At 53.2% G+C, this 21,043-nt stretch carries 20 protein-coding genes and 1 pseudogene; 4 read left to right on the top strand and 17 right to left on the bottom strand.

The features are described from left to right. Positions 1-93: 93 nt before the first annotated feature. The 10 genes from GFC01_RS00190 to GFC01_RS00145 form a co-directional block, all read right to left on the bottom strand. Entirely contained in the window at positions 94-1,767 is a 1,674-nt protein-coding gene (locus GFC01_RS00190; RefSeq protein WP_194174721.1) for an IS1634 family transposase, read from the bottom strand. Between the two features lie 275 nt (positions 1,768-2,042). After that, complete coding sequence (locus GFC01_RS00185) at positions 2,043-2,228, bottom strand: hypothetical protein (RefSeq protein WP_152944637.1); 186 nt, start codon at positions 2,226-2,228, stop codon at positions 2,043-2,045. 193 nt (positions 2,229-2,421) lie between these two features. After that, positions 2,422-2,652: a MoaD/ThiS family protein gene (locus GFC01_RS00180; protein WP_152944636.1), complete on the bottom strand. Its 231-nt coding sequence runs from the start codon at positions 2,650-2,652 to the stop codon at positions 2,422-2,424. Between the two features lie 27 nt (positions 2,653-2,679). Further along, positions 2,680-4,440, bottom strand: a complete 1,761-nt coding sequence (locus GFC01_RS00175) for an aldehyde ferredoxin oxidoreductase family protein (RefSeq protein WP_152944635.1) — start codon at positions 4,438-4,440, stop codon at positions 2,680-2,682. Between the two features lie 2 nt (positions 4,441-4,442). After that, positions 4,443-4,850 carry a 4Fe-4S dicluster domain-containing protein gene (locus tag GFC01_RS20100; protein ID WP_152944634.1) on the bottom strand — a complete coding sequence of 136 codons (408 nt, stop codon included), beginning with the start codon at positions 4,848-4,850 and terminating at the stop codon, positions 4,443-4,445. Continuing rightward, a complete protein-coding gene (locus tag GFC01_RS00165) occupies positions 4,850-5,452 on the bottom strand; it encodes a DUF3156 family protein (RefSeq protein WP_152944633.1) in 603 nt (200 codons plus the stop codon). Before GFC01_RS00165 ends, GFC01_RS20100 begins: the two co-directional genes overlap by 1 nt. Positions 5,453-5,531: 79 nt before the next feature. Then, the gene (locus GFC01_RS00160; protein ID WP_152944741.1) at positions 5,532-6,695 is read right to left on the bottom strand and encodes an iron-containing alcohol dehydrogenase; all 1,164 of its coding nucleotides are present in this window, start codon (positions 6,693-6,695) and stop codon (positions 5,532-5,534) included. Positions 6,696-6,966: 271 nt separating this feature from the next. Beyond that, a complete protein-coding gene (locus tag GFC01_RS00155) occupies positions 6,967-8,370 on the bottom strand; it encodes an APC family permease (protein ID WP_152944632.1) in 1,404 nt (467 codons plus the stop codon). Positions 8,371-8,407: 37 nt separating this feature from the next. Further along, entirely contained in the window at positions 8,408-8,695 is a 288-nt protein-coding gene (locus GFC01_RS00150) for a carboxyltransferase domain-containing protein (protein ID WP_243137100.1), read from the bottom strand. A gap of 111 nt (positions 8,696-8,806) precedes the next feature. Continuing rightward, complete coding sequence (locus GFC01_RS00145) at positions 8,807-9,025, bottom strand: hypothetical protein (RefSeq protein ID WP_152944631.1); 219 nt, start codon at positions 9,023-9,025, stop codon at positions 8,807-8,809. A 624-nt stretch (positions 9,026-9,649) separates the two neighbouring features. On the opposite strand from GFC01_RS00145, the gene GFC01_RS20095 reads away from it, so the two are divergent. The 4 genes and pseudogenes from GFC01_RS20095 to GFC01_RS19125 all read left to right on the top strand — a co-directional run bounded on the left by GFC01_RS20095 (position 9,650) and on the right by GFC01_RS19125 (position 10,779). Next, positions 9,650-9,919, top strand: a complete 270-nt coding sequence (locus GFC01_RS20095) for a transposase (protein ID WP_423244352.1) — start codon at positions 9,650-9,652, stop codon at positions 9,917-9,919. Continuing rightward, positions 9,873-10,076 carry a transposase gene (locus GFC01_RS20090; protein WP_423244351.1) on the top strand — a complete coding sequence of 68 codons (204 nt, stop codon included), beginning with the start codon at positions 9,873-9,875 and terminating at the stop codon, positions 10,074-10,076. Before GFC01_RS20095 ends, GFC01_RS20090 begins: the two co-directional genes overlap by 47 nt. Positions 10,077-10,381: 305 nt before the next feature. Next, positions 10,382-10,645, top strand: a pseudogene (locus GFC01_RS20085) (3-keto-5-aminohexanoate cleavage protein); the annotation flags it as partial. Continuing rightward, positions 10,546-10,779 (top strand): 3-keto-5-aminohexanoate cleavage protein, encoded by a 234-nt coding sequence (locus GFC01_RS19125; RefSeq protein ID WP_423244350.1) that lies wholly within the window; start codon positions 10,546-10,548, stop codon positions 10,777-10,779. The pseudogene GFC01_RS20085 and the gene GFC01_RS19125, both read left to right, overlap by 100 nt. 325 nt (positions 10,780-11,104) lie before the next feature. Here GFC01_RS19125 and GFC01_RS00125 read toward each other — a convergent pair whose 3' ends face one another. The 7 genes from GFC01_RS00125 to GFC01_RS00095 form a co-directional block, all read right to left on the bottom strand. Continuing rightward, the gene (locus GFC01_RS00125; protein WP_243137098.1) at positions 11,105-12,862 is read right to left on the bottom strand and encodes a sigma 54-interacting transcriptional regulator; all 1,758 of its coding nucleotides are present in this window, start codon (positions 12,860-12,862) and stop codon (positions 11,105-11,107) included. A gap of 184 nt (positions 12,863-13,046) precedes the next feature. Continuing rightward, on the bottom strand, positions 13,047-15,734 hold the full coding sequence (gene fdhF, locus GFC01_RS00120; RefSeq protein ID WP_152944628.1) for a formate dehydrogenase subunit alpha: 2,688 nt from the start codon (positions 15,732-15,734) through the stop codon (positions 13,047-13,049). Positions 15,735-15,939: 205 nt separating this feature from the next. Then, entirely contained in the window at positions 15,940-16,872 is a 933-nt protein-coding gene (locus GFC01_RS00115) for an NADH-quinone oxidoreductase subunit G (RefSeq protein WP_341473657.1), read from the bottom strand. Positions 16,873-16,957: 85 nt separating this feature from the next. Continuing rightward, positions 16,958-18,910, bottom strand: a complete 1,953-nt coding sequence (gene nuoF / locus GFC01_RS00110) for an NADH-quinone oxidoreductase subunit NuoF (protein ID WP_152944626.1) — start codon at positions 18,908-18,910, stop codon at positions 16,958-16,960. A 15-nt stretch (positions 18,911-18,925) separates the two neighbouring features. Beyond that, positions 18,926-19,411 carry an NADH-quinone oxidoreductase subunit NuoE gene (gene nuoE / locus GFC01_RS00105; RefSeq protein ID WP_152944625.1) on the bottom strand — a complete coding sequence of 162 codons (486 nt, stop codon included), beginning with the start codon at positions 19,409-19,411 and terminating at the stop codon, positions 18,926-18,928. Positions 19,412-19,426: 15 nt separating this feature from the next. After that, complete coding sequence (locus GFC01_RS00100; protein ID WP_341473656.1) at positions 19,427-20,011, bottom strand: 5-formyltetrahydrofolate cyclo-ligase; 585 nt, start codon at positions 20,009-20,011, stop codon at positions 19,427-19,429. A 170-nt stretch (positions 20,012-20,181) separates the two neighbouring features. Then, complete coding sequence (locus tag GFC01_RS00095; protein ID WP_207707557.1) at positions 20,182-21,015, bottom strand: formate/nitrite family transporter; 834 nt, start codon at positions 21,013-21,015, stop codon at positions 20,182-20,184. Between the last annotated feature and the right edge of the window lie 28 nt (positions 21,016-21,043).

Genomic DNA, 21,043 nt, shown 5'->3' with positions numbered 1-21,043 from the left:
GCTTTATGGCCTTTAGCACCAGTTTACGAAATAGCTCATCTCATTTTGCGAAACCCACAATTGACAAGGGTTTCCGGTTCTAAAACGTAGCACCTAAACAACGTACTCAGCCAGTTCAAGCGCTTCAAAAAGCTTTTTACTCTCCCGGTCCATTTCGGTGAGCATGGTCACCACGACCGGTTCTTGAGCGCGCTTGCCCGGATAAATAATCCTGACCTCCTTGATTTTGGAGAGTTTTTCTAACGCTCCGGGTACGGAAATATTAATCTGTTTGTTGGCCAGTTCCCGCAACAAGAGCGAGCTTAACAAAAGGGCCACAAAGCAGTAAAAGGAATGCACTTTGATCTTGTGGTCGGTCCAGTGAAAACAGGGGTCCCAACTCACCCAGGAGGGGTCTTTCATTTGCTTAAAACACTGCTCGATTTCGTACTGGTCCCGGTAGGCAAGGATAATCTCCTCGGCCGGCCAGTCGTCCCGGTCGGTAAACAGGATGGTTTTTCCTAACGACGTTCTTTTTAATTCTTCGAAAGCCTGGTTGTCAAAACCGAATTCGAGCTTAACCCCCTCTTGATCAGTTACCTTGTACCAGAAAAGGGTTTTCATAAACTGGCGGGAGAGGATCTGCTCCACCTGTTTGGTGACCGAAGAAACCTTTGGCTTGCGCCCCTTCGGGGAGGGGTTGTTGAGCTTTTCCTGCAAAGAAAAAAGCTGCTGCCTGGTCTTGGCCAGATTGTGGTGAATCCCCTGAAGCTGCCCCTTTAATAACGCGAGGTTAAAGACAACCAGCACTGTCCGCGGCGCGTCAAATACTTTGCGCGTCGTCCGGTAATATTTCACCCCGGCCAAACGCTCGTTCTGACAATCCTGGTACTGCTCCAGGGGAATCGCCAGAAGGTCTTTAAAATGGGATAAAACCAGGGAGCCAACGAAATGAAAGGGGCTTTCGTCTAAAAGTTTTAAGTTCTTTTTGGAGTTGTTGCCTTTATCGGCAACAATGGTAAGATCCTGGCACCGGGTAAAAATATCGTTGAACCTTTTGATCAGCTCCCGGATGAACCGGTCAAACTCCACGGGATCGGCCTGGTTGCCCTGGTAAGTGTCGTGAAAAAGAGGAATTCCCCCGTCTCTTGCCACCAGCAAAGCGAGGCCGATCTGGCGCAAATCGTTTCTCTTCTGCTTGTTGTGCCCCCACTGGGGCAAAGTGCAGGGGTTGGTGGTGTCGATGTAAGTAAAAAAGTTGGTGGCGTCGTACAAGAGCACCCTCAAGTCGACCTGGTAGAGCAAAACCACCCTTTTGGCCAGCTCAACCTGGATTTCGGTTAATTCTTCCTCGGTGACCAGGTCCATGTTGTCCCAGAAGCGCTGGCTGGTCAGGTACTTGGGCTCAATCTGGAAGAGCCGGGGTAAGATGGTCTGCTCGTACCACTCCCCGATCTTGCTTTTACTGGTGGGGGAAGAGCAGCGGTTAAAGGCGGCGATCATTAAATACTGCCCCACCGAGGCGCCCTGGCTGCGCTTGATTACCACCTCGTCGATCAGTTCGCGCAAAGATAGCTTCTGGGCGATCTTCATTAAGGCGGCAATGGTTCCGAACTCTTTGGCCTGCACCGCTTGCGGCCGGGGAGGGGCGGTAACCTTTTGGATAATTTCCTCCGCCTTGCCCAGGTAGACCTGGGAGACCACCCGGGGCTTGCCGTTGATCCGTTTGGTCTCCAAAGCATAGTAGTACGTCTTCCCGTTGATCTTTTTCTTGGAAAGAAAAGCCATCTTTCCACCCGCCCAAAGGGAAATATGTACCACTATACCGCGAAAACTGTCGGACGGGCAAAGGTTGTTATGGATCATTTTGGATCGGTTGGGATCATTTATGATCATTAGACATGGGGCCGGGTATCTCCCATATGAGCAAAATAGTGGAGCTCTACCTGCAGGGATAACACGCATTAACACGAATTAACACAAAACCGGGACACCGGACACTTCTCTGCACTCTGTCCCTTTTAGATAATGCAACACAGGATTACATATGATGCGCAATAGCATTATTTTGTGTTTTTCATGAGCTTCTTTTGTTTGCTCCCCGTGGGGTACACGCGGTACTTCTGGATCTTTCTGACAATCGTTGACTGGTTGACCTGCAGGGCACTGGCCATTTCGTAGGTGGTTTTGCAACGCTGTGACGCCAGCATAATTAACTGCCTTTCCACCTCGTCGACGGCCTGTTTCAAGGGGCATATCCCCAGCACATATACCTTGCCGGGAAGATCGCCGTTGGAATTGATAATATATATAATCGGGAATATGCACCGTTTCAATGAGGTTGCTGTCGGTAGTAACCATCAACCGCTCCACCAGGTTTTCCACTTCCCTTACATGAAAAACCCCCTCGTGCTTGTCTCGGCATAAGGGGCTCTATTCTCATTATCCACCCGACACGTGAGGGAATACGATCACTTCATCTCCTTCCTGCAACTGGTAATTAAGGCCCGCCTTAATTCCATTAACTGCTATAAAGCCTATTGCAGTCAATGGCACCTCCACTTGGGAGAGCAGGTCAGCCACCCTCACGGTTAATCCAACTTCCACTTGGTGGGCGCCTTCAATCTTACTATATTTCTCTAAAGGGCCAAACAGCTTTAATTGAATATACATAGGCTTTTCTCTCACTCTCCGTGGAGGCTAGACGTTCAAGCTCTTCAATTTGTCTTCTCGCGGTTTTCCCTCTTTGTCCCAGCCCCTAATGGCGTAATATTCCTCCAACATACGTTGAAACTCCTGCTCAGGTATCAGCTTACCGGCGGTAACTCCACTTTTTAGCGCATCATTAAATACCCTGGCAGGCAAGGTATCATCCTTTTTAGTAAACCCTTCCCGCCAATTAAACAGACGGGCTAGATTGACGATCCGCTCACCCGCGGTAACCAGATCACTCTCCGATATCTCTGCTCCGAGAACCACCGAAGCGATTTCGGCAAGTGTGGCTAACGACAAGGCCCAAAAGTCGCATAAGATAGCAGAGAACTTGATAGCATTATAATGCTGGAGATCCACCACCAGTTGGGCTTTCCCTTCAATGGTAAAGGGGTCCCTCTGCCCGTAAGCCTCTTCGGCAATAGGCCATGCCCTCAAGTGGCACGCCCCCCTGTCGGCGGTGGCATATGCCAGTCCCATACCCCAGGAACCCCTGGGATCATACCCGGGAAATTCAAGCCCTTTCACATGCATGGCAAATTCCCGGCCACCATATTTCTCGCTAAGGGCCTTGACTCCTTGGGCAAGTTCCGCCCCTATACCTTTTCTGGTGGCAATGAGTTCGGGTATCTCCAAATACTTTTCTGTATCGCCAAAAGTGATCCCAAAGTCCTTAATTCCTTTTTCCGTCATTTCCATTACGAAAGCAATCGTGTTGCCACAGGAAATAGTATCAAGCCCCAGGTCATCGCACAAGTAGTTGAACTTAACAATCGCTTGCAGGTCATCAATGCCGCAGTTGGAACCCGCCAGGGCAAGGGTCTCGTATTCCGGGCCCTCTACCGCGCTGTTCCCCACCCTTGAGTAATTGCCACACCCCAAAGCGCAGCTAAGGCATCCCTTTTTACCTGCCCTGGCGTTTTTCATGGCTTCCGAGTTGATTTTTTGATGGCCTTCAAAGGTCCCGTCCTGGTAATTTCTCGTTGGTAACACGCCCGTAGAATTGGATAAATCCACTAGCATGGCTGTCCCGTCGGTATAAGCCCAAAGGTTGGTGTCGGTCAAGGTGTCTTCCCTCATAATCCGGTTGACGGTCTCCATCAGAAGCTTCATGTTTTTGACCTTAACGCTACCACTCCCTTTAACAGCCACAGCCTTCAGGTTTTTACTGCCCATCACGGCACCCACACCACCCCTACCAGCTTGCCGGTAGAGTTCCGAGGTAATGCATGCCATCGGCACCAGGTTTTCCCCTGCCGGCCCGATGGATAGAATTTTGGCATCTTCGCCCAATTCCTCTTTCAAAGCATATTCTGTATCATGAGTTCCTTTGCCCCAAAGGGACCCGGCGTGCCTGATTTCCACTCTCCCGTCCTCGATGTAGAGATAGGAAGGTTGTGATGCTTTCCCTTCTATTATCACCGCGTCATACCCCGAGTACTTCAGTTCCCCCGCAAAATGACCACCTATGGAGCAGTCCAGAATAGTCCCTGTCGCCGGGGATTTGGTGATCACGGCCAGTTTTCCTGAGCAAGGGACGATAGTACCGGTAAAAGGACCAGTCATCAGGATTATCTTGTTATCCGGGGAAAGGGGAGCTAATTTAGCGGGCAACTCTTCATAAAGATACTTGATGCCAAGGCCCTTCCCCCCAAGGTATTTCTGAGCCCAACTCCGGTTGAGTTCTTCACAGTCAATCTTACCTGTTGTTAGATTAACACGTAGGATATTTCCGGTGTAACCCGACATGGTTAACCCACCTCCTCCATTAGTTGTACCATGCTTAACGCCTCGTGGGGACACCAGGCAATGCACTGAGGTTCACCGTTACACATGTCGCACAACCCGACGATGCTTTCTTTATTGACGATTACGCCTTCAGGGCAAGAATCCAAACAGCTCATGCACCCAGTGCATTGAGCCTCATCAAGGCTTAATTTACTACCGTCATATTTAATGGCGTCAACAGGGCAGGTATTAACGCATTGTAGGCACAGGGTGCACACTATCCCTTCGACAACAAGCCCTAGCTTGCTATAAAAAGAGTTAATCTTTAGCCGGGCCAGTTTAGGATTAAATACTCCCTCATGACTGGCGGAACAAGCCAACTGGCAAAGCCTGCATCCAATGCATTTTTGACTGTCAAATTTCAACCTCATTAGCCGCACCCCTTATTCTCGCGCCCAAACTTACTCAAAGTTTCGGCGATAATATTTATACAGGTAACGAGTGTCTCCACCTCTTCTTCTTTTAGCTTAACGAGGTACTTGGCGGGTGGGATCAGCATCGAAATAAACGATCCGGGGAAAGGCACCAGTTGAATTTTCCAGCAATCCATGTTGCTGAAGTAAGTAATAGCGCCCTTTTCTAAGTCGATACCGCTAATTCCCTCCTTCAGTTCGTTGTTTTGGTTTAAAAACTCTAATAAATCAGCCGTTAAGTCGTCCACGTCGGAGTCATACTGCGGGATAAAACACGCCTGACTGTTAAACAGGGAGCCGCGAAACGATATATTAATCTTTATATCGTTATCCGCACAACCATGACCGGCCAAGGTTGCCTCCAACACCGGATGATAAACGCTACTCAACAGCTTAAGAGTTGAAAAATAGTACAACTGGAAATCATCAAGTAGTGGAATTGGTCGCCGAAATTTTATCTTCATGTCTTCTACTACAAATCCACCTAATAATGGCAAAAACTTGGATGCTTCTTGTTTAAGAGCTTGAAAAGCGTGCATGTCCGCTTTACGTTCCGGCACCAGGTTATTCTTCAGTTTAACCACCTCTTGATAAGGCAAAGCTTACCCAGAGTTACCCCTGGGTAAGCGTAATCTTTTGTTAGACCAAGAAAGCCTTACGGAAAATCTTCAGGAAATCTTCGAACGTAACCTTTCGGGGGTTGCTCTCTACCGAAACGTTGGCGGCTGCCCGCCGGGCCAACTCCGGCAAATCCCCCTCTTTGACCCCTACCTCTTTCAGCGTAGGCAATTTCAGGTCCTGCGTGAGTTGCATGACCGCTGCAACCGCCTTTCGGGCACTCTCTTCCTGGCCCAACCCGGATGTATCGACACCCATCACCGATGCTATCCGCGCATACTTCTCGCCGCAAGACGACGCGTTATACTCCATCACATGGGGTAACAAGATTGCGTTGGCGATCCCGTGTGGGATATCGTATAGTCCGCCGACGGCCTCTGCCATACAATGGACTGCAGCCACATCAGAATTGCCAAAGGCCATGCCGGCGATCAAGCTTCCCAAGAGCATCCCGGACCTGGCGGTCAGGTCGTATCCATTAAAGGTGGCTTGTCTAATGTGGCTTGAGATTAGTTCAATGGCGTAGAGGGCTAACCCATCAGTCACGGGGTTTGCCAAGGTCGCCGTATACGCCTCGATGGCGTGAGTCAAGGCATCCATTCCCGTGGAAGCAGTCAGCAGCGGCGGGAGAGACTTGGTGACTTCAGGGTCCACCAGCGCCACTTTAGGGGCGATCAACGGGCTTCCTACACTCATTTTAAACCTACGCTCTGTATCGGTGATCACCGCCCAAAAAGTTACCTCACTTCCCGTACCCGCTGTGGTAGGAATGGCGATTAAAGGGGTAATGGGACGCGAAACCTTACCTAACCCCTCGTAGTATTGGATAGCACCTCCGTGAGTGAGCAGAACTCCAATACCTTTAGCGGTATCTATAGCACTGCCACCACCCACCGCTACCAGCAGGTCTGCCCCGGATTTTCTTGCTATTTCGGCCCCCTTTTCTACAGAGGTATCTCTGGGGTTTGGTTCAATATCACTGAATATGGAATAGGAAATATCTGTCTGTTTCAAAGAACTTGTTACCTGGTCAATAATGCCCGCCTTGATTACCCCGGGATCGGTTACGATTAAAGCACATTCCCCCCCCAGGTTTACCGCTTCATCCCCTATCTTTTGCGAAACTCCCAAGCCAAACTCAACTCTGGTAGGGAGTTGAAAGGTAAACGAATTAAGTAGTTCCATCACACGTATCCCCTCTCATTTTTTTGAAACATTTCTTCAAATAACTCCATTTATCAGCATTTTTAAAAATTCATCCTGGTCTACCCACTCATAGTATCATAGTATGAGAGCCACCGGACAACCCTAGATTTTTATTTTAGGAACATATGGATTGCCCGAATGGCTTGGAACCGGTCCCCATATTACGGATACGAGGCCCCACAGATGGTACACATTCTCTTCAAAAAGACTTGAATTTTTACCGCTGCGCTTTTTATTAAGGATTTAAGGATCAAACCCCCATGGAAGAACCACTGGGACCTTCCAGGTTTTGCGCCATGTGGTCCTTCAAAGGCTGCGGTTCGAACAGGCTTTCCTTCATTTTAAGTTTAATCCACAGTACAGCGTAAAGGACAACAGCTAAGGTAAAGGCTCCGGCTAGCAAGTAGATCTTGCGCTTCATATCCGGATCGGGATGAATGGTGACGATCATATAAACCGAGGCAACAATCCCGACAATTTGAGGGATGGGATAGATTGGTGTTTTGAATGGTCTCTTCATGGTGGGGTATTTCTTGCGCAATATAATTACATCCAATTGAGCAATAATATAAGAAAACAGCCAGGTGATACACGCGGCAAGAATGAGCGTCGAGATTACCGTAATGTCAATTTTGAATAGGAGTGGAATGAAGAGACAAACAAAAACCACGAAGATACCCGCCCAGGGGGTACGAAAACGCGGATGCAGCCAAGCAAATACCCTTGGGAGCATCCCATCGCGAGCCAAACCATACAACATGCGGGGAATAGCGGCCAAGTGGGAATCGATAGAACTCGCGCTGGCCAGAATAGTGACAAAACCCATCCAATATAACCCCACTGTGCCTAGCATTGCTTTGGCGCCCACCAACTGGGGAACCTCTGAACTTACCAACTTTTCCAGCCCAACGTACCTGACAATTGCTTCGCCAAACAGCATATCGGCAATAAAAATGGTTATCAGACCTAAGATCATGGCCCTGGGGATATTTTTTTCGGGCTGAATCACTTCTTCTGACATGGGACACACGTATTCGATACCGATGTAAAGCCACATGCCTAAGGCTAAAGCTTGCCCGACTTGAGACCATCCTGCAGGGTTAAAGGCTGGGGCCTGTGGGGCCGCCACAGTACCGATCTGCAATAAGCCCATGATGCCCATCACACTGGTGGTGATCATCATGGCAAGTGTTAAAACAAGCTGGATTCTGCCAAAAACCTCCACGCCTAGTAGATTAACCACCAAGAATAACACTAATAGGAATACCGCAAAAGCGAAGGGCTGAATCCCGGAAAACATTTCTTTGGCAGAGAAGCCAGCAACAATCGACTCCATGGCACCTGCCGCCGAAACGAGGACGATATACCCCCCCAACACAGCAAAGACTGCCATAAACCGCCCCATCGCATGTACAGTATACTCCCCGATCATACCGGCGCCGGGCATCATACTGGCCAGCTCTGCGTAAGAAAAAGAGATGGCAATACTAATTAACAAAGCTATTCCGGCGGAAACGATAAATGCGGGCCCTACCAGTCCCATACTGTATCCTAACGATACCATTGTGGTTCCGGCTACCACCAACCCTACTGCGGTAGCGTAAGCCTGCCAAAAACCCAAAGCTCTCTTCAAGGTTACTTGCTGTTGACTCATTTTAGATCTCTCCTTGATCTTTTAAACTCCTTATCTTTTAAACTGAGTTAGCACAGATTAGGTCTTGTACGGAAAGCACCTCTGGGTCAAAGTGAAAAAGATTCGTCCTCAGACCGGGCACAGTTTCGTACAATCCCCTAACATCTTTTGCCTTCACTGCATTGTTGATGGTGAGCACACGGAATGAATCAAGCAAGTTAAATCGAGGAACGAAACCATAATCAACCTGTAGAAATCCATCACCCGCCTGTCTGAACAGCACTTCCGGTCTTGAACCGACTGCTGGAAGCCTGTCCAAAATAACATTATAATTTTTGTAATCCATTAATTGTCAGCCCCCTCGTTAATTGCGATTGTCAATTAAAAGCGTTCTATCAACCAAAAGCTCATCATTCCTTCTCCGGTTCTTACCGGCGATAACGGAAACGGCCGGGCACTACACCGCACCTCCCTTGGCCTTACCACGTTCACCTATGATCTGATTGAAAAGACACTGCACGCAGGAAATCAGGCGATCGGCAACGTTGGTCGTGGCTACGAACGTGGAGTAAGGATGTTTGGCCTTGCCGATAACGATTCCTTCCATCACAAATACCCAAGAGAAAGGTAAATCACCCCCATACTTAAAATGCATTACCATATCTATTGAGCCCAAAAATGCTACCATCTTTTTATGAGCCTAAACATTAAAACATCGCCAAAATATTCCCGGAGTAATAAATCTATGTACAGTTTTAAATCTTCACAATTGATAAACAGTAGCAAGTTTTGTGCCACCTTTAGCAACCATATTTAAACTCTATATTTAGCAAAAAAGAAAGGCGCATTATTTGAGATATATTATCTTAAATAAGCGCCTTTGCTTGTTTTCCGCCTTTGGGTTGGCTTCTATAAGATTTTGTTCTTCTAGGTGAGTATTATAAATCAGCGAAGATGCATTGTCAATGCTTTTTTAACAGGCTTAATGCAATGCATTTGTGCATACCATACCCTACTAACACACCTCTATCCGTAGAAATTTTACCTTGCAGCTAACGATGCTTTATCGCATCGTGTTATATTTCATCTGCATCAAAGCATAAAGGGTTTTTAATAACGCCACTTTATAAACGTTTGGGGTAGTAGCCATCGGTTATACGGGCAGCATCGCTCTGGGGGCTTTTTCAAAATATAGCGACCACTGGACAGTGGACCTGTCGGAATTTATCCAAATGATTATCGGGCTGGTCGCCACACCCTTTTTCATTTTTACCCTGGTAAATATATATGGCGGTAGGGAATATCTGGCCAAAAGCTGACCCGGCGCGGGTTACTGAATTTCCATCATAAGAGACCAACAGAGACGCATTTCCAGGGGGCTACCTGGCGGCAGTGCCAGACGCACTTTATCCGAAACATCCTGGATGCCTGGCCCAAGAGCCTTCAGGGTGAGTTGCACAGGTGGCTGCGGTTGATCTTCGACGCGCCGAATATAGAGACGGTTAGGCGGCTGAAACGAAACAATAGAGCCCTTTGGCGCCCGGGCGCCAAAGGCAGTGGAGCGGCTTGAGGCTGGTTTTGAGGATGCAATGGCCGTGATGGCACTGCAGGATCGCTACCGGAAACGGTTACGTACCACTAACTGGGTTGAGCGGCTCAACCAAGAGATCCGCCGGCGGGAGCGGGTGATACGGATCTTCCCAAATGAGGAGTCCGCTATCCGCTGATCGGAGCGGTGCTTGTAGAGATTTATGAAGCTTGGTCTTGTGGATCCCGCTATTTCGATACGTCGGAGTACTGGGGGTGGAAGGCTAACTCAGAAAAACAGCGCAATGAGGTGAATAATGCTACTTCCTTTATAAGCGCGGCTTAAAACAAGGTGTTCTTGTCAACCAGAGGGAATTTACATCAGAATTCGGACTCGATCCAATATCTGGGTATGACCGAGGATTACATCTTCCCAAACACCTTTAAGACCATGCGGGAATACTGTCAGTATTTTTCAGTATTTTGATGAGATGACACCAAGCCCGAACTGGAGATATACGACCTGGGTATGATTAACAACGTGGCCTTCATGCTGGAAAGGGGTTATCTGAAGAAACCGTTTTACATCTGGTTCGTGCTGGGTATCCTGGGGGCTGCCCCGGAACCCTGTAAAACCTCATTTTCTTCTACCGGACCGCCAAGGACACTATCGGCGAATTCGTCTGGTCGGTCTGCGCCGTCGGGCATCATCAAATTAACATGTACACCGCCTCCCTGCTTATGGGCGGTAACGTCCGGGTGGGGCTAGAGGATAATCTTTACCTGGAAAAGGATGTAATGGCTAAAAACAACGCCGAACAGGTAGCCAAGGTAGTACGCATCGCCCGGGAACTGGGAAGAGAGCCGGCCGCACAGGATGAGCCCGTAAAATCCTGGGTTTAAAGGGCCTGGACAGAGATAACTATTAAAGTGTGCTAACTCAATTAAAGTAAATCAGCTGGATAACCTCTTAAGAAATAAAATCTCGAGGAGAACATTTCTCCCCGCATATTTTATTTATCCTTACCTTGAAAATGGTTATAATATCATTCGCCAGATATATCTAACCATAATATTTCTTATACTTCCCGGAACAAGCGATTTGATACACTTTGTTCCATGCTGAACAATTAACCATCACATCGATAAGCTCCCTCCGAAAGTTAAGCTGTGCTAACTCAGTTAAGCCTAAAAGCGGAAGGTTAATTTTCTTTCCAAAATGTTTTCGCTAACTGCTTGCCTTTGCACCCCTGTTTTCTTTCTTATTCCTCCCCCCAATAGTGTTCGCCAGGTACTTCTGGATCTTCCTGACAATGGTCGACTGGTTTACCTGCAGGACGCTGGCCATTTCGTAGGTGGTCTTGCAGCGCTGGGATGCCAGGGTGATCAACTGCCTTTCCACCTCGTCCACGGCCTGTTTTAAAGGGCACAGGCCCAGGACGTAAACCCGCCCGGGGAGGTCGGTGCTGGAGCTGATGACGTAATCGGGAATATGCACCTCTTCAATGAGGGTGGTGTCGGTGGTGACCAGCAACCTCTCCACCAGGTTTTCCACCTCCCGCACATTGCCGGGCCATGGATAGGCCTCCAGGATGTCCAGTGCCCGGGGTGAAAAGCGCTTGTTCATGTCATATTTAAGGTTAAACTGATTGGCAAAGTGTTCAATCAAGGGCCGGATGTCTTCCTTGCGGTAGCGCAGGGGAGGGATGGTGATGGGGACCACATTCAGCCGGTAATAAAGGTCCTCCCGGAACGACCCCTCCCGGACCATTTTTTGGATGTCCCGGTTGGTGGCGGCAATAAAGCGTACGTTCACCATGATCTGGTGATTGCCCCCCACCCGCATGAGCTTTTTTTCCTGGATGACCTGCAAAAGCTTGACCTGCAGGTTCAACGGCAGGTCCGCCACCTCATCCAGAAAAACGGTTCCCCCGTCGGCCATTTCCAGCAATCCCTTTTTCCCCTCGCGCCTGGCCCCGGTAAAGGCGCCGGGTTCGTAGCCGAACAGTTCCGATTCCAGCAGGTTCTCCGGAATGGCCCCGCAGTTGATGGTGATGAAGGGTCCCTGGCAGCGCCTGCTCAGCCGGTGGATGCGGGAAGCGATTATTCCCTTGCCCACACCGGATTCGCCGGTGATCAGGATGGTGGAATCCACCTGGGCCACCCGGTACACCAGATCCAGCACCTGTTTCATCTGGGGACTTAAAGCTACCAGCTCCGTGTTTTCCATCTTTTCCTGCCGCAGGTACATCACCAGGCGGCGGTAGTTGTCCACCAGCTGTTCGGTGTCTTCCAGCCGCTGCTGCAGGTTGATCAGTTCGGAAACATCCCGGGAGTTGACCACTATGCGGGTGATCCGGCCCGATTGGTCAAAAACCGGGTTTCCGGTAACAATGAGGGTCTTGCCCGTCCTGGTTTGCTGGATGATAGTCACTCTCCTTTTCCCCTCAAAAACCAGACGGGAAACGGAAGGGTTGTAGTAGCCTTCTTTTTCCAGATCGCTGTAATGTTTGCCAATTATTTTTTCCAGCTCCACCCCGTAATAGCTTTCGCCAATTCTGTTCACCCGGCGGGTGTAGCCCTGGCTGTCCACCACATAAATCTCATCATAAGAAGAGTCGAACATGGCCTGCAGTTCTTCATTGGCTTCCCGCAGGGATTCCCATTCGGTTATGTCCTGGAGAACCAGCAACTTCCCGGCGTCACGCCCTTCCCGGTTGAGCAGGTGAACATGCACCTGAATCCTGCGGCCGTTGATTTCCAGTTTTTTTGCCGGGGATGATCCGCCGGGGGACAAACAATCCGCCACCAGGGAACGGGGTAATATGTCTGTTGCCGGGCCGCCCTGGACCCGGTCCCGGTCCAGACCCAGCAAATCCCCGGCGGCCCGGTTGCAAAATGCTGCCCGGCCATCCCCATCAATGAGCAACAACCCCACGGGAACCATGTCAAGTAAGCCCATCATTTCCAGCAGCGCCTCTCTCAAGTGAAACCCTCCCCGGCAAACAGTAATGCCAACAGCCTCTGATTCGCCTGGCAACCCCAGGGCAACTATCTTTTACCTACCCCTTTCCGTCCCTGCACTCCAAACCCGGGTTCAGTGTGCATAATGAACCAAAAGACCCGGGCCTGCAGGCAGGAACCGGGTCCCTGGAATTACTTAACTTGATTCAGGCTATCCTTTCCACCCGCACGGCACATACCTTCAGCTCCGGTATTTTGGCCACCGGGTCGCGGGCGGAGTTGGTGAGCCTGTTGATGGCCACCTCCGGGAAGTGGAAGGAGGTGAAGACCACGCCCGGCGGGACCGTGTCCACTACCCGGGCCGTGACTTCCACCCGGCCCCGGCGGGAGACGACCCGCACCCGCTCCCCGTCGGCAATACCCAAGGCCTTTGCGTCGGCCGGGTTTACTTCCAGGTACTCCTGGCCGTAATACTCCTCCAGGGCGCCGGTGCGCAGGGTCATGGTGCCGGTATGGTAGTGGAAATGACGGCGGCCCGTATTCAGGATCAGGGGATATTCTTCATCCGGCTCTTCATCGGGCGGGATGTAATCCACCGGGTGGAACTTGCCCAACCCCCGGGCAAACTTGCCCACGTGCAGGATAGGCGTTCCCGGGTGATCCGGGGCGGGGCAGGGCCAGACCAGGCTGCGACTCTCCAGGCGCTGGTACGAAATGCCGCCGTAAGAGGGGGTGAGCCGGGCAATTTCCTCCATGATTTGCGCCGGTGACTCATAATCCATGGGATAGCCCATGGCCCTGGCCACTGCACAGATAATCTGCCAGTCGGGTTTGGCTTCTCCTACGGGCTCAATGGCTTTGCGCACCCGCTGGACCCGGCGCTCGGTGTTGGTAAAGGTGCCGTCCTTTTCGGCAAAGCTGGCCGCCGGCAATACGACATCGGCCAGCCTGGCCGTCTCAGTCAGGAAGATGTCCTGGACCACCAGGAAATCAAGCTTATCCAGGGCATGAATCACATGGTCGGCGTCGGGATCGGACAGCACCGGGTTTTCGCCCATGATATACATGGCCCTGATCTTCCCCTGGCCGGACGCTTCGAGCATTTCCCCCACGGTGAGTCCCGGTTTGGCCGGTATTTCGTCCACTCCCCAGGCGGCGGCAAATTTGGCCCGCACCTCGTCTACCGTCACGCTCTGATAACCGGTGAGTACGTTGGGCAGGGCACCCATGTCGCAGGCCCCCTGAACGTTATTCTGGCCGCGCAGGGGATTCACCCCGCTGCCGGGTTTGCCGATGTGCCCGCAGAGCATGGCCAGGTTGGCCACGGCAAAGACGTTATGGGTGCCGCAGACATGCTGCGTCAGACCCATGGTGTACAGGATGGTGGCCTTTTGGGCACTGGCATAACCCCGGGCCACCTCCCGGATGGTAGCGGGGTCAATGCCGGTAAGTGCAGACACTTCCTCGGGGGTATACCTGGACACCGTTGCCTTCAATGCTTCAAACCCCTCGGTGCGGCTGTCTACAAATTCTTTATTCCACAGGCCCTCGCTGATAATCACATGGGCCAGGCCATTCAATAAAGCAATGTCTGTACCCGACTTCAAACGCAGGTGATAATGGGCCAGCCGGGCCACCTCCGTGGACCGGGGGTCCACCACCACCAGGATGGCGCCATTGCGCACGGCCTTCTTCACCTGCAGGCCGATGATGGGGTGGGACTCGGTGGTATTGGTCCCAATGGCCAGGATAAAGTCGGCACCGGCCACATCGCTGATCGGATTGGTCATCGCTCCGCTGCCAAATGCAGTCGCCAGACCGGCGACCGTAGGCGCGTGTCAGAGACGGGCACAGTGGTCGATGTTGTTGGTCCCCAGCACCGCCCTGGTGAACTTGCCCATCAAGTAGTTTTCTTCGTTGGTGCACCGGGCCGAGCTCAGGACCCCCAGGGCGTCGGAACCGTATTCTTTCTTAATGGCCCCCAGCTTCCCGGCCACCAGGTTGATGGCCTCTTCCCAGGTGGCTTCCTCAAAGACCCCGTTGCGCTTGATCAGGGGTTTGGTGAGGCGGTCGGGGTGGTGGATGAAGCCGTAGCCGAAACGGCCCTTGACACAGAGCGCCCGGCCGTTCACATCGCCGTCGCAGGAAGTAACCCCCACCACCCGGCCGTCCTTGACATTCAGTTCAAAAGTGCAACCGGAGCCGCAGTAGGGGCAGGTGGTGCGTACCTTTTTCACTTCCCAGGTGCGGGCCGCCGTGCGCAGGCCCTTTTCCTGCAGCGCCCCCACGGGGCAGACAGCCACGCAGTTGCCGCAGAAGACACAGTCGGAGCCGGACAGGGCGGTGTCCATGGCCGGAGTGATTTTGGTGTTGAACCCCCGGTAGGCAAAGTCCACTATGCTTTTACCCTGTATTTCAGCACAGGCCCGGACGCACTTCCCGCACAGGATGCATTTATTCAGGTCCCGGATGATAAAGGGATTGTCGTCTTCAATGGGATAGGTGTGGCGCTCACCGGTGAAACCGGGCTCCCGCACGCCGTACCTGTAGGCGTAATCCTGCAAACGGCAGTCGCCGTTGCGGCCGCAGGTGAGGCAGTCCATGGGGTGGTTGGCCAGGAGAAGCTCCAAGATGGTCCTGCGGGCTTCAATGACTGCATCCGAGGCGGTATAAACCACCATTCCCTCGGTGGCCGTGGTAACACAGGAGGCCGGCAGATTGCGCATCCTTTCAATTTCCACCACACACAGCCGGCAGCCGCCCCACGGGGTAAGCTCCGGATCGTGGCACAGGGTGGGGATGAATATCCCCGCCGACCGGGCCGCTTCCAGGACGGTGGTGCCGGCCGGCACGGTGACCTGTTTCCCGTCTATGGTTAAGGTGACTTCCGCCAAATCATGTACCCCCTTTCTACCTGATTACCTTCTTGTTGCCGGGCTGTCCGGAGGACGGTTCCCCTCCGGACAGGAGGGGAAACAGCCCTTTGCCTGCCGCCTGCGCCGCACGTTCCGTTTGCCTTGCAGGCGAAAACGCCCCATCCCGAACTCCGGCGGAATTCCCGGTTCATTCCAGGTGCAAAACGGCAGCCATTTTCATTTTTTATTTCCCTTCCACTTCCTTCATCCTGGCCACCACGCCATCCAGGCCCAGGGCCTCGGCCCAGGATACGGGCACAAACCGGCCGTCCTTCTTGAGCATGGGGGTCATGGGTTCGGCCACATAGAGCAGCTCCAGACCCAGGCGTCCTTTCAGGCACAGGGGACGGCCCGGACCGGGTTCCTTAGCCATAATCCCAATCACTTTACCCTGTTTGCTGATCAGGTCAAAGGTGCAGCCGTTGTCACAGAAGGTGCAGGTGACGGTCTTTTTCTCCATCTCCCAGGTGCGGCCCTTGCCGGCCAGGGGTCTATAGGTCAGCGCCCCCACCGGGCAGACGGCCACACAGCGGGCGCAGTACACGCAGTCCGATTCGCCCAGCGGGAGATCCATGGCCGTGACCACTTTAGTGTTAAAACCCCGGTAGCCGAAGTCAATGACACTGCGCTCGGGCACCGCCTGGCAGGTACGCACGCATTTGCCGCAGAGGATGCATTTATTCTGATCCCGGATGATATAGGGGTTGGAGTCGTCCAGGGGATAGTTCTTCCTTTCCCCCTGGAAACTGCTCTGTTTTACACCGTACATAAAGGCGTAGTCCTGCAAGCGGCAGTCCCCGTTTCTTTCACAGGTCAGGCAGTCCTGGGGATGGTTGGCCAGGAGCAAATCGATAATGGTCCGCCGGGCTTCAATGACCGCCTCCGAGGCGGTATAAACCACCATTCCCCCGGTGGCCGTGGTGACGCAGGAGGCCGGCAGGTTGCGCATCCCCGGGATCTCCACGATACACAGCCGGCACGCCCCCCAGCCGGGGATGGCCGGGTCGTGACAGAGGGTGGGGATGAATATCCCCGCGGATCTGGCCGCTTCCAGCACGGTGGTGCCGGCCGGTACGGTGACCTTCTGGCCGTCTATGGTTAAAGTAACATTGGGCACTTGCATTCCCCCTTATTCCTCACTGAAACGGATACGTCACAACGCCCTTCCGGCAATTCATATCAGCAGACCCGCCGGCGGCCGCTTACGCCTTTTCCACCGCGCCGAACTTGCACTTCTGCAGGCAGTTGCCGCACTTGATGCATTTTTCCGGGTCGATGACGTGGGGCTCTTTCTTCTCGCCGGTGATGGCGCCGGCCGGGCAGGCCCGGGCGCAGGCCCCGCAGCCGGTACATTTTTCGGCGTTGATGGTGTAGACCAGCAGCGCCTGGCAGACGTGGGCCGGGCAGCGCTTGTCCCGGATGTGGGCTTCGTATTCGTTCCGGAAGTAGCGCAGGGTGGACAGGATGGGGTTGGGGCAGGTCTGCCCCAGGCCGCACAGGGCCGTGTTTTTCACCACCCGGGCCAGGCGTTCCAGGGTTTCAATATCTTCCATTTCACCCTTGCCTTCAGTAATGCGGGTGAGGATTTCCAGCATGCGCTTGGTGCCCTCCCGGCAGGGGGTGCACTTGCCGCAGGACTCGGCCTGGGTGAAGTTTAAGAAGAACCGGGCCACATCCACCATGCAGGTGGTTTCGTCCATAACCACCAGGCCGCCGGAACCCATGATGGCGCCGGCCGCCGTCAGGGAGTCGTAATCCACCGGCAGGTCCAGCTGTTCGTCGGGCAGGCAGCCGCCGGAGGGGCCGCCGATCTGCACGGCCTTGAACTTCTTCCCTTCCCGGATGCCGCCGCCCACGCCAAAGATGATCTCCCGCATGGTGATGCCCATGGGCACTTCCACCAGGCCGGTGTTGTTCACCTTGCCGGTGAGGGCAAAGATCTTGGTGCCCTTGCTCTTTTCCGTACCCATGGCCGCGTACCAGGCGCCGCCGTGGCGGATGATCAGGGGTACGTTGGCGTAAGTTTCCACATTGTTCAGGTTGGTGGGCTTGCCCCACAGGCCCTTCTGGGCCGGGAAGGGAGGACGCACCCGGGGCATACCCCGGTTGCCTTCGATGGAGGTCAGCAGGGCCGTCTCCTCGCCGCAGACGAAGGCGCCGGCACCGGCCTTGATCTTGATATGGAAGTTAAAGCCGGAATTGAGAATGTTATCCCCTAAAAGGCCGCACTTCTCGGCCTGGGCGATGGCTATTTTTAACCGGTGAATGGCCAGGGGATACTCGGCCCGCACGTAAATATAACCCTCATCGGCACCCACGGCATAGCCGCAGACCAGCATCCCCTCCAGCACCGCGTGGGGGTCGCCCTCCAGCACGCTGCGGTCCATAAAGGCTCCCGGGTCCCCTTCGTCGGCGTTGCACACCACATATTTCTTGTCCCCCTCGGCGGCCCGGACAAAGCTCCACTTCATGCCCGTGGGGAAGCCGGCACCGCCCCGGCCCCTTAAGCCCGAAGTCTTGACTTCTTCAATAACCTGCTCCGGTGTCATTTCAAAAAGGGCCTTCGTCAGGGCCAGGTAACCTTCGCTGGCCACGTAGTCGGCAATATTTTCCGGGTTGATGTGGCCGCAGTTGTGCAGCACCAAACGTTTTTGCTTGGCGTAGAAGGGAACGGTCTCGTAGGTGAGGGCTTTTTCACCGGTGGTGGGATCCACGTAGAGGAGGCGCTCCACCACCCGGCCGTTGACCAGGTGGCTTTCCACAATCTCGGGAACGTCCTCCACCTGCACCCGGGTGTAGAAAACTTTCTGGGGTTCCACAATCATCAGGGGGCCCTGCTCGCAGAAACCGTGGCAGCCGGTGATTTTGACCGATACTTTGTCCTGCAGGCCATGCTTTTGCAGTTCCTCCGCCAGCGCATCCACCAGTTTGCGGGAACCGGAGGAGGTACAGCCGGTACCGGCACAGATGAGGATCTGCCGTTTGGCACTATCCGCCGGCAGGTGTATGCCTTCCAAAAAGGCTTTATATTTTGCCCGGCAGTTCTCATCCTCGTGGCACAGGGGCCCCTGCAGGCGGCATTTTACATAATCTTTACAGGGGCTGGCCGGGGTATGGAAACACTTTTCGCAACATTGATCCATTAATGATTTCATTTAAGCCACCCCTTTCTATTCATAATCCTTCAAAATATCCGCCGCCCGCTCCGGAGTCAGCCGGCCGTGGGTGTCATCGTTGACCATCATTACCGGGGCCAGACCGCAGGCACCCAGGCAGGCCACCGTTTCCAGGGTATAGCGCAAATCGGGAGTGGTTTCATTCCGGCCCACCCCCAGCTTATCCGATACCGAGGAAAAAACCCGGGCCGCACCCCGCACATGGCAGGCCGTACCCTGGCAGATACGCACGATATTGCGCCCCCTGGGCTTTAAGTGGAACTGGGCGTAAAAGGTGGCCACCCCGAAGACCTTGCTGAAGGGCACCTTCAATTCACCGGCGATGCTTTCCATCACTTCTCCGGGCAGATAGCCGTAAATCTCCTGGGCTTCCTGCAACAGGGGGATCAGCGCCCCCCTCACCCCCCGGTAGTGCTCGAAGGCCTTTTCCAGGGCTTCTCTCTTGGCCGCCTCATCATGATGACTGCACTGACAGCTCAAAAAGTTCCCCTCCTCTCATTGCTTTCCCCTGCGGGCATAAACAACCCGTTCTTCAGTAACTAAAATGTGCACCGGGCAATCGTGGGGACCGTGGTAAACTTCCGGTACCACCTGCACCTCGAAGGCCGGGGCCAGCCACACTGTGTCCGGCCCGGTTTGAGGCAGGAAGCGGTCGTAAAACCCGCCACCATAGCCCAACCGGTTACCCTGCCGGTCAAAGGCCACCCCGGGCACCACCACCAGGTCCAGCTCCTGTGGTTCCAGGGGACGCAGGCATTCCGGCCGGGGCTCCAGAATGCCCCAGGTACCCGGCGCCAGGTCCCCCGGAAAATCCAGTAAGAGGGACGGCACCAGGCGCTTCCCGGCCACATCGGTCAGCGGCACGGCCACCCTCTTCCCCCGGGCCATGGATTCTACAATCAGATCACCGGTCTTAACCTCATTGCGGAAATCCACATAGGCCATGAGGGTTTTTGCCCGGTGAAATTCTTCCAGGGACAGGACACGGGTCAAAATCCGCTTACTTTTTTCGGCCACTTCAACCGGAGAAAGGCTGCCCCGTGCTTTTAAGACATCTTTTCTTAATTCGCCCTTGCCCACCAGAAATCCTCCAACCGTCAGATTTCAATAAAAATTTTTAATTACTTCTTGAAAAAACAATTCGCCGGCACGGCTAAACTTCCTGCCCATGCCGACATTTCTTTTTATTAAAATGATTGCCATCGACCCGCAAACGCCAGCTATATTTTGAAATTTAAGCAAGAGGGGGGTTATCTTTTCACAGCGCTATCGTTAACCCTGAGGGAAATACGACTTTTTAGAACCGTCCAGGAAAGGTTGCCATAGCAAAAAGCGTAAATCACCCCCACAAAAAGCCCGCCGCCCACGATATTGCCAAAGGTAACGGGCAACTGGTTGTTGATCCAGAACTGGATCCAGGTTACCGGCGCGCCGGCCCAGATCCCGGCAGGGATGAAAAACATGTTGGCAATGCTGTGTTCAAACCCCATGGTGACAAAAGCCATGATGGGCACCCAGATACCCAAAACTTTCCCGGCCGCATGATCCGAAGCCATTGCCAGCCAACAGGCCATGCAAACCAGCCAGTTGCAGCCAACACCGCGCCAGAAAGCCTGCTCAAAGGTAAGAGAGGTTTTCGTTACGGCGATTTTCTGGACCCAGCCAAGCCAGGGTTCGGCGGAGAGAAACCCGGAAGCCATGGCCAGGTAAACCACAAATACCGCCCCCAGGAAGTTCCCTGCATAGGCATAAAACCAGTTTCTGAAAAGATCACCGGCGCCCATTTTCCCCTGGACCAGACCAACGGTATTGTACATCACATCCCCGGTAAAAAGGTCCGCACCACCAAGTATAACCATAATCAAACCGATGGGAAAGAGCGCACCGCCAATGAACTTAGTCAGGGTGCCAAAACTTTCCTGGGGAAGGCCCGCCACCACCGTAACCATCAACAAAGCGCCAAAAGCGATGTATGCCCCGGCCAGAAAGGCAAGCAGTAAAGTTTTCGGAACCCCCGTCCCGGCTCGCATGGCTCCCACATTGCCGCAGGATTCCAGAATTTCCGCCGGTTTTAGAACAGCCACTGATCAATACCTCCCTTGAAAATAGATT

Origin of the sequence: Desulfofundulus thermobenzoicus (genome assembly GCF_009428905.1) — a bacterium.
Classification (GTDB): Bacteria; Bacillota; Desulfotomaculia; order Desulfotomaculales; family Desulfovirgulaceae; genus Desulfofundulus_A; species Desulfofundulus_A thermobenzoicus.
Note: the sequence above shows the minus strand (reverse complement) of the source record. Positions and strands in the feature narration are given on the sequence as shown.

Bases quoted from the DNA above. Each gene is read 5' to 3' on its own strand.
- GFC01_RS00190 (WP_194174721.1), bottom strand. From the start codon at position 1,767: ATGGCTTTTCTTTCCAAGAAAAAGATCAACGGGAAGACGTACTACTAT.
- GFC01_RS00180 (WP_152944636.1), bottom strand. From the start codon at position 2,652: ATGTATATTCAATTAAAGCTGTTTGGCCCTTTAGAGAAATATAGTAAG.
- GFC01_RS00175 (WP_152944635.1), bottom strand. From the start codon at position 4,440: ATGTCGGGTTACACCGGAAATATCCTACGTGTTAATCTAACAACAGGT.
- GFC01_RS20100 (WP_152944634.1), bottom strand. From the start codon at position 4,850: ATGAGGTTGAAATTTGACAGTCAAAAATGCATTGGATGCAGGCTTTGC.
- GFC01_RS00160 (WP_152944741.1), bottom strand. From the start codon at position 6,695: ATGGAACTACTTAATTCGTTTACCTTTCAACTCCCTACCAGAGTTGAG.
- GFC01_RS00155 (WP_152944632.1), bottom strand. From the start codon at position 8,370: ATGAGTCAACAGCAAGTAACCTTGAAGAGAGCTTTGGGTTTTTGGCAG.
- GFC01_RS00150 (WP_243137100.1), bottom strand. From the start codon at position 8,695: ATGGATTACAAAAATTATAATGTTATTTTGGACAGGCTTCCAGCAGTC.
- nuoF (WP_152944626.1), bottom strand. From the start codon at position 18,910: ATGAAATCATTAATGGATCAATGTTGCGAAAAGTGTTTCCATACCCCG.